Here is a 13321-nt window from a genome sequence, read left to right as displayed (position 1 = left end):
ATCCAGAGGACACTCCAATGCAACAACAAGCGATCCAGCAATTTCTCGACACTCAGTTCGATGGCTTCCAGGTTGAAGTCGATGTGTCCCGCGAGCGCGCTGACATCATCCTCAACCGGGCGCCGTTGAACGTCATTTCCATGGGGCAGCGCGATCAACTGCGCCTGGTCTTCGAAGCCCTCGATGCACACAAAGATGTGCGCGTCATCGTGCTGCGCTCGGTGGGTGAACACTTCTCCAGCGGTGGCGACATCAAGGGTTTCCTTGAAGCTTCGCCGGAGCACGTTTCGAAGCTGGCCTGGAACGTTGCGGCACCGGCACGTTGCGAAAAACCGGTAATCGTCGCCAACCGTGGTTACACCTTCGGCGTCGGTTTTGAATTGTCCCTGGCCTGCGATTTCCGCGTTGCTTCGCAAACCACGCGCTACGCCTTGCCGGAGCAGAACCTGGGTCAGATCCCAGGCTCGGGAGGCTCCGCACGCCTGCAGAAAATCATCGGCATCACCCGCACCAAACACATGGTGATGCGCGCCAAGCGCATTACGGGCGACCAGGCCTATGCCTGGGGTATTGCTACCGAGGTCGTGCCAGATACCGAACTGGAAAACACCGTCGATGCGCTGGCTGATGAACTGCGGCGCTTCTCGCCGCTGGCTCAGCGCACGGCGAAAAAACTGATCAACGACAACGAAGATGCGCCGCTGACCGTCGCGATCGAAATGGAAGGTCACTGCTACAGCCGCCTGCGCAGCTCCAAGGACTTCAAGGAAGGCGTCGAAGCGTTTCACAGCAAGCGTCCGGCAGTGTTCACCGGCGAGTAAATGCGTACCGGCGAGCAGGCCCGGGAGCATGTCGGCAACGGCGTGCCTCCCTATGGAGCAGGGCCTGCCGCCCCTTCACTGAAACTGATAGGGCGCATCAATATTCGTTAATAGAAAACCCGTTGCGGGGCTCGTAGGGTGAGATCGGCTGCACCGAAATCCGTCCAATAAATATAAAAATCGGAGTTCCACTTATGGCTTCTAGCTGGCTGGTATTAACCATCGTGGCCGCCTACAGGGTGGTCTTGGCGTTGATCAGTTTCTGGGTTCGACGCTCTACACAAAGCGCGAAAAACTTCACCTCCGGAGGCAAGGAATTCCCGACGGTGATTCCATCGTTGCAGGCCTTTGCGCAATTTTTCGGGCACATGCACGAATGGATGGCCGGGATCGCCGTTGCAGGACTGGCCGGGGCGCTGTTCGGCACCATGGCCGCGCTAACCATGGGCATCGCCACCTTGTTGCTCAAGGACTTCTATCAGCCGTTCTTTAACCCGCCGCCGGGTGACCGGGCATGCCACCAAAACAATAATGACGAGGTAAGGCCATGCAGCCTGTGACCCTTTCCACCCCCGAAGCCGACATGGCCGGGGACTTGCCAGCAGGCGCCAGCCTGCGTGGCTGGCTCGACCATTTGCAGCGCCAGCAGCGTTTGGCAATGATACGTCCCGGCGTGGACCTGCGTTTCGGCGTTGCAGCGATTGCTAATCGTCTGGACGGCAAGAGCGCTTCACTGTTTCCCCAGCCTGGCGGCCACTCGATTGCGGTGGTTTCCGGCCTGCTGTCCGACCGGCAGTGGATGGCCGAGGCGATGGGCGTGGAGTCCGCTGAAGTGTTGGCGCGTTTCGAGGCGGCCAGCCTCAATCCGCTGCCGTGGCGGGAAGTCAGCGATGCAGCTTGTCAGCAAGTGGTGCATCGCGAGATCGACCTGAACAAACTGCTACCAATTCCCACCCACAACGAGTACGACAGCGGCCCTTACATCACCGCTGGCCTGCTGATTACCCGCAACCCGCGCACCGGGGTGCAGAACGTTTCGATTCACCGCTTGCAGGTGAGCAGCCCAAATCGACTGGGTGCATTGCTGCTGCCACGCCATGCGCTGGCCTTCTTTCAGGAAGTCGAGGCGCTGGGTGAGGATCTGGACGTGGCGGTGGTAATTGGTGCTGATCCGCTGACCTTGCTGGCGTCCCAGGCCATCGTGCCGATCGATCACGACGAACTGGAAATCGCCGGCGCTCTGCATGGCCGTCCGCTGGCGGTAACGCGCTGCGTGACCCATCAGATTCGCGTGCCTGCCGACGCCGAGATCGTCATCGAGGGCCGGTTGCTGGCCAAGGCGCGGGAGATGGAAGGGCCGTTCGGCGAGTTTCCGCAGTACTACGGCGAACGCGCCGAGCGACATGTGATCGAAGTCGACGCCGTAACCCATCGTCACAACCCGATCTTTCACACCATCGTCGGCGGCGGCCTGGAACACTTGCTGCTCGGCGGCATCCCGCGCGAAGCGACCATGCTCGCGCACTTGCGCCGCAGTTTTCCGTGCGTGCGTGACGTGCACCTGAGCAAGGGCGGAGTGTGTCGTTATCACCTTTATGTGCAGATCGACAAACGCTCCGAAGGCGAGGGCAAGAACGTCATCCTCGGCGCGCTGGGCGGTCACTACGACATCAAGCATGTCACCGTGGTGGATCTGGATGTGGACATTCATGACCCCACCGAAGTCGAGTGGGCGATTGCCACCCGTTTCCAGGCCGACCGCGACCTGGTGCTGATCCACGAATCCCAGGGCTCGAAACTCGACCCGTCCACCCGTGACGGTGTCGGCTCGAAGATGGGCTATGACGCCACGGTGCCGCTGTCGGCACCGACCATGCGCTTCAAACGAATCCAGGTGCCGGGCCAACAGGAAGTCGAACTCGACAAGCTAGCGCACGCGGCGCCGCAAGACTGGCAACGCGTGCTCCAGACGCACGATTGAACCCGGCGGCCGTTGGTGTTCAGCGGCCTGTTTCCGATAGTTCCAACCAACTCAAGACACGTCTTGCGTGAGGCAACCATGACCACGACAACAACAACAACAACTGCATCGCCAACCAGCGCCGCTATCGATACACCGCAGATTCCACCGGGCAAGGCCTTACTGGCGGCATTTGCCTCGACATTCGGCTGGGCGCTGGATTTGTTTGACCTGTTCATTCTGCTCTACGTGGCGCCGATCATCGGCCGCATGTTTTTCCCCTCGGACACCCCGACACTGTCGCTGGCCGCGGTATACGCCTCATTCGCCGTGGCCCTGCTGGTGCGCCCCCTGGGTTCGGCAATCTTCGGCGCGTATGCCGACAAGCACGGCCGCAAGCGAGCGTTGATGGTGTCGATGGTCGGCGTCGGTATTTCCACGGCACTGTTTGGCGCGCTGCCGACCATTCATCAGGCCGGCATATTGGCCCCGATACTGTTTCTGCTATTGCGGGTGATTCAGGGCATTTTCGTTGGCGGCATCGTGGCCTCCACTCACACCATCGGCACCGAATCCATCTCGCCGCGCTATCGCGGCCTGATGTCCGGGTTGATCGGTGGTGCCGGTGCCGGCATGGGCGCGCTGTTGGCGTCGTTCACTTACCTGGTGTTGTCGGAAATTTTCCCCGGGGATGAATTTGACGTCTGGGGCTGGCGCTTCATGTTCTTCTGCGGGCTGCTCAGCACGTTTTTCGGGCTGGTGATGTTCCGCTATCTGGAAGAAACCCCGGTCTGGCAGCAACTGCAACAAGCGCGCAAGACCAAGGGGCCGGCGGTAGTGGTCGTGTCGCCGCTCAAGCGTCTGTTTGGTCGCGAGTACCGCAGCGTGATGCTGGTCAATCTGCTGATTACATTCGGCGGCGGAGCAACGTATTACCTGGCCTGCGGTTATCTGCCGACCTTGCTCAACGTGGTCGCCAAAGTGCCCCATACGCAAACTTCGCAGATGCTCATGTACGGGTCGGTGGCAACCATTGTCGGAGCACTGGCCTTCGGTTACCTGAGTGACCTGATCGGTCGCAAGAAGACCTTCATGCTACTGGGTGTGATTAACCTGGTGAGCTTGCCGATGATGTTCCTCGGTGTCGCCGAGCCGGGTTCGCTGACCCGCACTGCGCTGTATTGCGTGGGCATCGCCTTCATGGGCGGGGCGATCATCGCGCCGATCCTGATCTTCCTCAACGAACGCTTCAGCACCGAGCTGCGCGCCAGCGGCACAGGATTGTCCTGGAACATCGGTTTCGCCCTCGGTGGAACCATGCCGACCTTTGTGTCCCTGTTCAGCAGCAGCCCCGCGCAGATCCCCATGGTACTGGCGATTTTCGCCGCCGGCCTGTCGGTGATCTACCTGATCGGCAGCGTGGTGATTCCGGAAACCCAAGGCAACTTCAAGTGAAGGAGATGGCAATGAACAGATTGACCGGCAAGGTCGCTATCGTCACCGGCGCGGCCCAAGGTATCGGCGCCACCTACGCCAAGGCGCTGGCGGCCGAGGGCGCGAAGGTGGTGCTCTGCGATTTGAAGGCGCCTGACGAAACCGCTGCCGCGATCCGCAACAAGGGCGGTACGGCCCTGGCAATCGCTTGCGACGTGACCGACGGTGCCGCGGTGCAAGCCATGGTCGAGGAAGCCGTGGCGCAGTTCAGCGGTGTGCACGTGCTGATCAACAACGCGGCGTTGTTCGCCACCCTGGAACTCAAACCTTTCGAGCAGACCAGCTCGGCGGAATGGGACCGGATCATGGCAGTCAACGTGCGCGGTTCCTTCGAGTGCGCGAAGGCGGTAATGCCGGTGATGCGCCGTCAGGGCTACGGCAAGATCGTCAATATTGCCTCGGCAACGGCTTTCAAAGGCGCGCCGATGATGGCGGCGTATGTCGCGTCGAAGGGCGCGGTGATTGCCCTGACACGCTCGATAGCGCGCGAAGTCGGCGACGCCGGCATCCGCTGCAACTGCCTGGCCCCCGGCCTGACCATGAGCGCCAACGTCCAGGCCAACGCCGCCTGGGCCGGCGACATCGTGCGCAACAACATCGCCAGCCGCTGCATCAAGCGCGAGGCGGTACCGGAAGACCTGGTCGGCGCGCTGCTGTTTCTGGCCAGCGCCGACAGCGATTTCATGAGCGGCCAGACTGTGGTGGTCGACGGCGGCTCGGTGACCCACTGATAGGGGGAGTCCATGCGCAGCCGATATTTCATTGAAAGGGTAAACCGTTATGAATCGTGAACAACAAATCGTTGAGCGTTCGCACGCATACCGCGAGAGCTATCGTGCGTCCACACCCAACTGGTATCGCGGCGAAATGCACCTGGCTTTCACCCTGCTGTTCACCGGCGGGGTGCTCTGGTACTGCGCCAGCCAGATTGTCGATGCGAGCTGGCAGGAGTGGTTGCTGGTGGTAGTGCCGATGTTCCTGTTCGGCAATTGGGCCGAATGGGCGGGCCACCGTTATTTGCTACACAGCCCGAGGAGCTGGCTCAAGCCGGCCTACAAGCGGCATGTCGCCACCCACCATCAGTTCTTCTCGCACAAGACGCTGGACTATCACGGCCATCAGGATTGGCGCGCTCTGCTGTTTCCCCCATTCGCTCCGGTGTTGTTCGTGATGGCCGCGCTGCCGCTGGCCCTGCTGCTGGGCACGTTATGGACGGCCAACGCCGGCTATATCGCAATGTTGACGATGGCGGCCTACTTCCTGATGTACGAAGGCCTGCACACGCTGTCGCACCTCGAGCATCCGCTGCTCGATGCCATGCCGCTGGTCAACACGGTGCGCCGCATGCATGTCCTGCATCACAACCCGGACTTCATGCACACGCGCAATTTCAACCTGACCTTTCCGATCTGCGATGCACTGTTTGGCACCAGCGACTTGAACAAGGGCGTGCTGGGCACGCTGTTCAATGGCATGTCGGATGCGGCGCGCAAACCCGAGGACCAGGCTCGCGTTGATGCGCAGCAGGTCGAGCGCGCGTCCAAAGCGGCTACCGAACACCAGCTCTGACAGCGACTCAATGAGCGGTCGGTTCTGGTGGTCGACCGCTGCTCGCTGACCCACGGAATACCGGAGGACTCATGCAAAGCAGACATTTCATCGATGGGCAATGGACCGACGCGGGACATTGGGCGGACAGCTTCGACCCGGCCAGCTGCGAGTTGATCGGCCGCTTCGCCGATGGCGGCGAAGCCGAGGCGCAAGCGGCGGTCTCCGCCGCCGCGCGCGCCTTCGCCAACCCGCAGTGGTCACAGAATCCGCGCCTGCGTCAGCAATTGCTGCTGGATTGGGCCGCAGGCCTCAAGGCACGCCAGGAGGAACTGGCGCAGCTGCTCACCCGCGAGAATGGCAAGGCCCTGGTGCAATCGCGCGGCGAGATAGCCGGGGCGATTTCCGAGATTGTCTATTATGCCGGTCTGGCCCGACACAATCCCGGCCATGTGATGGAGGTGGCGCCTGGCGAGTTCTCCAACATGCTGCGTGAACCGGCCGGGGTCGCGGGGCTGATCATTCCATGGAATGCCCCGGCGGTGCTGCTGGTGCGCGCCCTCGCCCCGGCATTGGCGGCCGGCTGCACCGCGGTGATCAAGCCGGCGCCGCAGACCGCGCTATTCAACGCGGCCATGCTCGAGCCGCTATTCGCCCTACCGGGCCTACCGGCCGGCGCGGTCAACCTGTTCGCTGAAACTGGGCATGTCGGCGCGGCGTACCTGGTGGCTTCGCCGCTGGTAGATGTGCTCAGCTTTACTGGCTCCACCGCAACCGGCCAGCGCATCATGCAAGACGCCGCAGCGACCATGAAGAAGCTGTCCCTTGAACTCGGCGGCAAATCCTGTTGCCTGGTCTTCGAGGATACCGACGTCGAGGCTATCGCACCGAAACTGGCGGCAGCAGCAACCATCATTTCCGGCCAACAGTGCACCGCCGCACGGCGCGTGCTGGTGCAGGCCAGCCGTTTTGCCGAGATGAAACGTGCGCTCAGTGCCGCGCTCGGCGAAATCCGCCTGGGCCACGGTTTGGAGGCGGCGACGCAAATGGGCCCGCTGATCGACTGGCAGTCGCGCGACAAGGTCGAGAGGCGCATCGCCGAGGCGCTGGACTGTTGCGACGAGGTGCTGCTGGCCGGCGGCCGCCCGGATGGCGCGCTGAGTCAGGGCGCCTTCCTCGCCCCTGCACTGATCGCCCACCGCGACAGCGGCGCGTTCTTCTGCCAGGAGGAAATCTTCGGCCCGTTGCTGGTGCTGGAGTCCTTCGAAGATGAAGCCGAGGCAGTAGCGCGCGCCAACCATACCGAGTTCGGTCTGTCGGCGAGTGTCTGGACCGGGCAGGGCGCTCGCGCCTGGCGTGTCGCTCGGGCACTGCGCAACGGTACGGTGTGGCTGAACGACCACAACAAATTGTTCGCCGAGGCGGAAACCGGTGGCTACCGCAAGAGCGGCCTGGGGCGCTTGCATGGCGTCGATGCGCTGCTGGATTTCAGCGAGCTCAAACACATTTATCAGAACGTCGGCACGCTCGGTTGAGCGCGCACGCGAGGGTGACCATGGAGCTGCGCCATCTGAAGTATTTTACCTGCCTTTATGAGGAAGGCTCCGTCACCCGGGCTGCGCAGCGCTTGAATATCGTGCAACCGGCGTTGTCGATGCAGATCGCCAGGCTTGAGGAAGAACTCGGGCAGACGTTGTTCGAGCGCAGCTCCAAGGGCATGGCGCCGACCGAGGCCGGCGATCAGGCTTATCGTTTGTTCATGCCGATTCTTGGCCAGCTGCTGGCGGCGCGTCAGGCCCTGATCGACCGTAGCGGCCAGATCGGCGGACGCATCAGTGCCGGGCTGATCGCGTCTGCCGCCAACAACGCGTTGGCCAGCACCCTGGCGCATTTCGTCGAGCATCAGCCACAGGTTGAATTGAGCGTCACCTCGGGCTACAGCCAGGAGTTGATCGCGAAGGTCCTGACCGGCGTGCTGGATTTCGCGGTCATCAACCAAAGCTTTCAGCATGAGCACCTGATCGGCCACGACATTTTCGATGAGGAGCTACTGGTCGCCACCGGTGCAGCCAATCGCCTTAACGGAGCGTTGCCCTTGCCGTTGGCCAGTCTGGCGGGATTCAAACTGGTGCTGCCCTCGCGTCGTCACGGGCTGCGTATGGTCATCGACCAGCACCTTGCCGCCCAGGGCATTGAAGTCACCCCGCAGTTGGAGGTGGACGATCTGGCGGTCATTGAGGACTTCTTGCGTCGCAGCGACTGGGTCAGCGTGCTGCCGGCAACCGTCTTGCATCGCGGATTGCACGAAGGCGCGTTGCGCGCCTATCCGCTGGCCGCGCCGGGGATCAGCCGGCGCATGGTCTGTGTGCACGACGCCCGTCGACCACTGACCCCGGCGGCAATGCTGTTCATCGAGATGATCGGCAAAACCATGACCACCGCACTCGACGCCATCCATTTCTACAAAGAAGGCCCGATAGAGGAAGGCGACCATGAGCGTTCCCAGTAATAGCCGGCCGCAGCGGCTGATCGTAGGAATTTCCGGTGCCTCCGGCGCCGTTTATGGCGTACGTCTACTGGAGCTGTTGCGCGACACGCCGATTGAAACCCATCTGGTGGTCAGCAAGTCGGCGCTGATTACTTTGGCCCATGAAACCGAGATGTCCTGGTCTCAGATCAAGACCCTTGCTGACGTTAGCTACATCAATCAGGACATCGGCGCGGCAATTGCCAGTGGCTCGTTCAAAACCATGGGCATGATCATCGCGCCGTGTTCGATACGCAGCCTGTCAGAAATTGCCAGCGGCGTGACCTCAACGCTGCTGACCCGCGCCGCCGACGTGGTGCTCAAGGAGCGCCGGCGCCTGGTGCTGATGGTTCGCGAGACGCCACTGCACCGCAATCACCTGCGCAGCATGACCGAGTTGGCTGAACTCGGTGCGGTGATCGCGCCGCCAGTGCCTGCGTTCTATGCCAAGCCGACCAGCCTGGATGACATGATCGATCACACTGTAGGAAGGGTGCTGGATATGTTCGATATCGAACTGGGTGTCGTCCGTCGCTGGCGCGAACGACCGGAGCGCGTAGCAACGCTGGATGAGGTGATCGATGGTTGAGTCACATTCGGGGCATTCAGGCGGGGAGGCGCTCCAGGAATTCGCAGATCAGCTGCAAGGTCCGCTCGGTCGCTTCGGTCTGGGGAAAGTGCCGGCAGTTATCCAGCAACACACAGCGGCACGGCCCAGGCACCTGTCGCTGGATGACCATCAGTTGCTCGGGCGTGGCGTAGTGGTCTTCGCGACCCTGAATGACCAGCAGCGGCCTTTCGATATAAGCCAACTGCGCTTCGAGATCGTCCAAGGAAAAGTCCGGGTGCAACCAGCTGTCGCTCCAACCGTGAAAGGCGCCGTCGACATTGGTCCCATGGTGGCGTGCCAGGCGTTCGCGCAATTCGCCCTGATGCCAAACCTCGGTGGTATGGCGAATGCCATCGAGGCTCTCGGTCTCGACAATCACGTGAGGCGCCAGTGCAATGCTGCCCAATACGCGGGGATCATTGGCGGCGGCATAGGCGAGGACAATGGAGGCGCCGTCACTGTGACCGAGCAAAACCACTTGCGGCAGTTGCAAGGCATCGAGCAATTGCCGCAGTTCACGAGGGCCGTCGCTGCTCAGGTAGTTCAGCGGACGCGGCAGGGTTACCGGGCTCGATTGCCCATAACCCTGACGACTGTAGGTGACCACACCGCAACCGCTGGCCTGGGCCAGGCGCTGGGGGAAGTCTTTCCATTGATCGGCGCTGCCGAGGCCTTCGTGCAACAGCACAAGCGTCGGTCGCGATGGGTCAGCCGCAGGAATTTGGCGATATTCCAGGCGCAGCGGCCCAAGTTGCAGAAATTGTTGTGGCGACATGTTGAATCAACGATTGAACAAGGTTGCTCGCAGGTTACCGTAAACGTAACCCTGTCTGCAGCACCACGCTTTGCTTGAGGTACAGAAAACATGCGTCATCTCGATGTTCAGGTGATCGACCAGGCACTGCAATGGGCTCGCGCCGGGCAGGCCCAGTGGCTGTGTACGGTGCTCTCCACCTATGGCTCGGCGCCGCGTGCGCCGGGGGCGATGCTGGTGACCAATGGCTCGGGCGAACACGTCGGCTCGCTGTCGGGTGGCTGCGTCGAGGAGGAGTTTCTCGAAAGCCTGACGCGCGGTGAATTACGCGAACCGGCGCAGATCGTCAGTTATGGCGACAGCGTCGAGCAACGCCACTGTCTGCGATTACCCTGTGGTGGCGTGCTGATCGTGCTGGTCGAGCACCGCGCTGCGAGTCTCGAATGGATCGAGCACCTGGAGAGTCTGCAAGCGGCGTTACTGGGTCAGCGGCGTCTGCTGCGCCATGTCGAGTTGAGCAGCGGAGCCTTGCGCCTGGACGCAGACATCGGACACGGCAGCGAGCGGGTGCAAGTCGTCGACGAGACGGTGCGCATCAGTGTTGGCCCTGCGTTGCGACTGATTCTGGCCGGGCTGTCGCCGGTCGCTGAAGTTTGCGCCAGTTTCGCCCGCGCCATCGGCTGCGAAGTCATCGCCTGCGACCCCCGGGATGAGATGCAGCATGTGCAGCTCGAAGGCGTGGAGATGCAACGCGTGCTGCCCTCGATGTACATCGCCGCTGGTGGTTGCCATGCGGCGACTGCGGTGGTGGCGCTGACTCACGATCCTCGAATCGATGATCTGGCGCTGATGGAAGCGGTTCACACCCCGGCGTTTTACATCGGTGCCATGGGTTCTCAGGCAACCTCGGCCAAGCGCGCCGAGCGGCTCAAGCGCATCGGTGGTCTGACGGATGAACAGATTGCCCGTTTGCACATGCCCATCGGCCTCGATCTGGGCAGCAAGGCCCCGGCGGAGATCGCTCTGGCGGTGGTGGCCGATATCCTGCGCGTTTATCACGGCAAAGAACGCCATGCCTTGTAAGGCGGTTTTTCCGACGAACGTGGGGGCTGCGAAAGTCGAGGTAGACGCTCGGTCATTCGCGCGCGATAGTGGCCAGCCAAGTCTGGCTGAACCATGGACCGATCGACGGGCTTGAGAAATAGATAAGCGCCCCGATGATATGCATTGAGGCCGATAACAATATCGCTTCAAGCGAGGAGGAATCTGATGTCGATTGCCCAACGGGTTTTCCACGGCAGGTTTGGCCGGGTCGCCTTGCTGAATATGGATCATTCGCTGGTCACCCATACCCATTCCGAATGCCATGTGCTGGTCAAAGTGTCCGGCGAGGATACTTACTTCAACGTTAACGGTCGACGGGTTCCGCTCAGTGATCGCACCGCGGTGTTGGTCAACGCCTGGGAGCCGCATTTCTACGATCCGCAGCCGGGTGCCGGTGCCACGCTAATCCTGGCGCTTTACATAGAGCCCGCCTGGCTGGCCACTGCCCAGCAATCGCTGGCGCTCAGCGGTCGGCCGGACTTTTTTGCCCAATCATGCATCGAGCTGTCGAGTCGAAATCGCACCCTGGCCGACATCCTGGTCGCCGAAGCGCATGGTTGTGGGATCGTGCCGAAAGAGCGTTTGGAGTTCATGCTGTTCGACTTCCTGATCGAACTGATCGAGGACTTTTCCAGCTGGCGGCATTTGTCGCTACTGGGTGCGCCCAACACAGGTGAGTTCCGGGATGCGCGCGTGCGCCGTGGCACCGCCTGGTTGCTTGAGCACCTCGATGATCCGAACCCGATCGACAACGCCGCGCGGGCCTGTGGTCTGTCTCGGGCACACTTCTTTGCGCTGTTCAAGAAAGACACCGGCATGACCCCGACCCTGCTGCTTAACGACGCGCGCATGCGCCGGGCTTTTGCCTGGCTGGAGCGTGAGCGCAGTGGCACGTTGGGCCTGTTGTCTGAGAACCTCGGGTTCTCCGAGCAAGGTCATTTCACACGGTTTTTCCGTCAGCACATCGGCGCTTCCCCCAGCCAGTATCGGCGTGTGGTTGATAGTTATACGGCGGTTTGAACCGAGAGGAGGGCGGGAGTATTGGGTAATGCTCCCGCCGATTAAGTTAGTCTTTCATCTTGAAACTCTGAGCTTTTAAAGGTTACGAAATTTGTAGCGTCTATTAATTGTCCATAAAGTCATAAATCTCTTTCATGCGTTCTTCGCGCATCAATTCAAGTTCTTCCTTGGTTTCGGCCGCCCACTGCAGGATGAAGTCCCAGCAATCGCAGCCGTGCGCGTCGGCTTCTGCTTCAAATGCTTCTTTCAGAAATTTAAGGCGATATTCTTCTGGCGAGAGCCCGCAGTTTTCAGCGAGGCTGTAATTCAGCTCGCTGAGTTCAAGCTGAATCCATAGATTGGCGTCCAGGAATTTCTTCAGGGCAAGTTCGGCTCTAAGTTCTTTTGCGATCATGAATGCTCTCTTGTGGCATGCAATAAGTAGCTGGTTGTTCAAGGTCGGCCCAGCGCTAAATTGGACTATGTCAATTTCCTGCCATCATCCATCCTCGAACGCCATGACTTTCACTCAGCTCTTTCACGACTCGAGCCGCGTCCTGCTTATGTTTATATGGGCCTATGACGACAAAATTGTTTTCTTTACGCGCTACCGGCAACTCCAGTTGCTGAATGGCTTTTAGTGCGCGATGGCGGCTGGGCGTATTCAATGCGGGCGTGAATTCGTCGGGAAGATTTGTACTGATTTCTGTCGCAAACTTTATTAGCGATGTCGTCAAATACGTGCTCGAAGTCTGTCACTTTTTGCTGGATGTATGAATTGTCGACGTTATTTTCACAAGTTGGTCCTGTGGACGTGTAGGTCCATAGTAGAGCTGATAGTTGCCCTAAAACGCCAGTTACCAGTAAGCCCAAGCCAAGCTTTCGCACGGCGCCCTCTCCAAATCAAGTGAATAGTTATTTGTGCCATTTCTTTTTATAAAGAAAGGTTTTATTTCTGATCCTGAGATGGTCTGAGTTCTCGAGCGCGTCAGTGTGCCCAAGCGCCAAAATTAGTTGGCTGCTTTTTGTTGTTTTAAAGAACATCGGGCGTGCACTTTATAGACTACTGATTCACGAAAAAGGCTCAGATAGTCGAAAAAAACCATATCAGAATGGGAGAGGTTAATCCTATGAAATACTTGTATTTAAGATAAATATCGTGGCCAAAGTGCCTTGTGGAAAACCGCGAAGGATCTGCATTCGCCACTTATGTGATGAACGCTCAAAATTAAAAAGTTATAGAGCCCGGTCGCTATCCATAAAGTCATCGAAGTCGTCGAACATGACCGGAATTGTGTCGGGTCCCAGCCCCTTAAATCAGACGCAAAGACAAATTTCCAGACTTCGGCGCAAAACTCCATCTCCCCAGGCAAAGCGCTCCCTGCGCCTTTCACACACACTTGGCTCTAGGGAATCTCCGAACAAGTTTTCAAATGTGCTGAAATACGCCTGACCACCTGATCCGAGCCGCCTATGAGCCAGATGAGCTTTTCCGATTTCGAAT

Annotated in this window: 14 protein-coding genes; 11 read left to right on the top strand and 3 right to left on the bottom strand. The window is 59.9% G+C overall.

Translation table 11 applies throughout. The features are described from left to right. Window positions 1–17 precede the first annotated feature (17 nt). The 9 genes from AO268_RS12340 to AO268_RS12300 all read left to right on the top strand — a co-directional run bounded on the left by AO268_RS12340 (window position 18) and on the right by AO268_RS12300 (window position 8939). On the top strand, window positions 18–821 hold the full coding sequence (locus AO268_RS12340) for an enoyl-CoA hydratase/isomerase family protein (protein WP_052229556.1): 804 nt from the start codon (window positions 18–20) through the stop codon (window positions 819–821). 194 nt (window positions 822–1015) lie between these two features. Continuing rightward, window positions 1016–1381: a hypothetical protein gene (locus tag AO268_RS33160; RefSeq protein ID WP_232243875.1), complete on the top strand. Its 366-nt coding sequence runs from the start codon at window positions 1016–1018 to the stop codon at window positions 1379–1381. Continuing rightward, window positions 1369–2802: a UbiD family decarboxylase gene (locus tag AO268_RS12330; RefSeq protein ID WP_017737794.1), complete on the top strand. Its 1434-nt coding sequence runs from the start codon at window positions 1369–1371 to the stop codon at window positions 2800–2802. Before AO268_RS33160 ends, AO268_RS12330 begins: the two co-directional genes overlap by 13 nt. A 78-nt stretch (window positions 2803–2880) precedes the next feature. Then, window positions 2881–4236: an MFS transporter gene (locus tag AO268_RS12325; protein WP_099168836.1), complete on the top strand. Its 1356-nt coding sequence runs from the start codon at window positions 2881–2883 to the stop codon at window positions 4234–4236. Window positions 4237–4247: 11 nt separating this feature from the next. Beyond that, window positions 4248–5006 carry an SDR family NAD(P)-dependent oxidoreductase gene (locus AO268_RS12320; protein ID WP_017737792.1) on the top strand — a complete coding sequence of 253 codons (759 nt, stop codon included), beginning with the start codon at window positions 4248–4250 and terminating at the stop codon, window positions 5004–5006. A gap of 49 nt (window positions 5007–5055) precedes the next feature. Then, entirely contained in the window at window positions 5056–5844 is a 789-nt protein-coding gene (locus AO268_RS12315) for a fatty acid hydroxylase (RefSeq protein WP_099168835.1), read from the top strand. Between the two features lie 71 nt (window positions 5845–5915). Further along, window positions 5916–7358, top strand: a complete 1443-nt coding sequence (locus tag AO268_RS12310) for an aldehyde dehydrogenase family protein (RefSeq protein ID WP_017737790.1) — start codon at window positions 5916–5918, stop codon at window positions 7356–7358. A 20-nt stretch (window positions 7359–7378) separates the two neighbouring features. Continuing rightward, entirely contained in the window at window positions 7379–8332 is a 954-nt protein-coding gene (locus AO268_RS12305) for a LysR family transcriptional regulator (protein ID WP_017737789.1), read from the top strand. Then, the gene (locus tag AO268_RS12300) at window positions 8316–8939 is read left to right on the top strand and encodes a UbiX family flavin prenyltransferase (protein ID WP_026136920.1); all 624 of its coding nucleotides are present in this window, start codon (window positions 8316–8318) and stop codon (window positions 8937–8939) included. The genes AO268_RS12305 and AO268_RS12300 overlap by 17 nt, the downstream gene beginning before the upstream one ends. Window positions 8940–8955: 16 nt before the next feature. Here AO268_RS12300 and AO268_RS12295 read toward each other — a convergent pair whose 3' ends face one another. Continuing rightward, a complete protein-coding gene (locus tag AO268_RS12295) occupies window positions 8956–9735 on the bottom strand; it encodes an alpha/beta fold hydrolase (protein ID WP_017737787.1) in 780 nt (259 codons plus the stop codon). 90 nt (window positions 9736–9825) lie between these two features. Here AO268_RS12295 and AO268_RS12290 point away from each other — a divergent pair, with 90 nt between their 5' ends. Then, complete coding sequence (locus AO268_RS12290) at window positions 9826–10797, top strand: XdhC family protein (RefSeq protein WP_099168834.1); 972 nt, start codon at window positions 9826–9828, stop codon at window positions 10795–10797. A 186-nt stretch (window positions 10798–10983) separates the two neighbouring features. Beyond that, window positions 10984–11838, top strand: a complete 855-nt coding sequence (locus AO268_RS12285) for a helix-turn-helix transcriptional regulator (RefSeq protein ID WP_017737785.1) — start codon at window positions 10984–10986, stop codon at window positions 11836–11838. Window positions 11839–11941: 103 nt separating this feature from the next. On the opposite strand, the gene AO268_RS12280 is transcribed toward AO268_RS12285, so the two are convergent. Both AO268_RS12280 and AO268_RS33155 read right to left on the bottom strand, forming a co-directional pair. After that, window positions 11942–12232 (bottom strand): DUF6388 family protein, encoded by a 291-nt coding sequence (locus AO268_RS12280; RefSeq protein WP_017737784.1) that lies wholly within the window; start codon window positions 12230–12232, stop codon window positions 11942–11944. Window positions 12233–12302: 70 nt separating this feature from the next. Continuing rightward, window positions 12303–12554 (bottom strand): SPOR domain-containing protein, encoded by a 252-nt coding sequence (locus AO268_RS33155; protein WP_232243876.1) that lies wholly within the window; start codon window positions 12552–12554, stop codon window positions 12303–12305. Window positions 12555–13321 lie beyond the last annotated feature (767 nt).

The sequence above is a fragment of the Pseudomonas sp. ICMP 8385 genome, assembly GCF_002699915.1.
GTDB classification, from domain to species: domain Bacteria; phylum Pseudomonadota; class Gammaproteobacteria; order Pseudomonadales; family Pseudomonadaceae; genus Aquipseudomonas; species Aquipseudomonas gessardii.
Note: the sequence above shows the minus strand (reverse complement) of the source record. Positions and strands in the feature narration are given on the sequence as shown.

Excerpts from the sequence above, each read along its gene's own strand:
- AO268_RS12340 (WP_052229556.1), top strand. The coding sequence starts at position 18 with ATGCAACAACAAGCGATCCAGCAATTTCTCGACACTCAGTTCGATGGC.
- AO268_RS33160 (WP_232243875.1), top strand. The coding sequence starts at position 1,016 with ATGGCTTCTAGCTGGCTGGTATTAACCATCGTGGCCGCCTACAGGGTG.
- AO268_RS12330 (WP_017737794.1), top strand. The coding sequence starts at position 1,369 with ATGCAGCCTGTGACCCTTTCCACCCCCGAAGCCGACATGGCCGGGGAC.
- AO268_RS12325 (WP_099168836.1), top strand. The coding sequence starts at position 2,881 with ATGACCACGACAACAACAACAACAACTGCATCGCCAACCAGCGCCGCT.
- AO268_RS12320 (WP_017737792.1), top strand. The coding sequence starts at position 4,248 with ATGAACAGATTGACCGGCAAGGTCGCTATCGTCACCGGCGCGGCCCAA.
- AO268_RS12315 (WP_099168835.1), top strand. The coding sequence starts at position 5,056 with ATGAATCGTGAACAACAAATCGTTGAGCGTTCGCACGCATACCGCGAG.
- AO268_RS12310 (WP_017737790.1), top strand. The coding sequence starts at position 5,916 with ATGCAAAGCAGACATTTCATCGATGGGCAATGGACCGACGCGGGACAT.
- AO268_RS12305 (WP_017737789.1), top strand. The coding sequence starts at position 7,379 with ATGGAGCTGCGCCATCTGAAGTATTTTACCTGCCTTTATGAGGAAGGC.
- AO268_RS12300 (WP_026136920.1), top strand. The coding sequence starts at position 8,316 with ATGAGCGTTCCCAGTAATAGCCGGCCGCAGCGGCTGATCGTAGGAATT.
- AO268_RS12295 (WP_017737787.1), bottom strand. The coding sequence starts at position 9,735 with ATGTCGCCACAACAATTTCTGCAACTTGGGCCGCTGCGCCTGGAATAT.
- AO268_RS12290 (WP_099168834.1), top strand. The coding sequence starts at position 9,826 with ATGCGTCATCTCGATGTTCAGGTGATCGACCAGGCACTGCAATGGGCT.
- AO268_RS12285 (WP_017737785.1), top strand. The coding sequence starts at position 10,984 with ATGTCGATTGCCCAACGGGTTTTCCACGGCAGGTTTGGCCGGGTCGCC.
- AO268_RS12280 (WP_017737784.1), bottom strand. The coding sequence starts at position 12,232 with ATGATCGCAAAAGAACTTAGAGCCGAACTTGCCCTGAAGAAATTCCTG.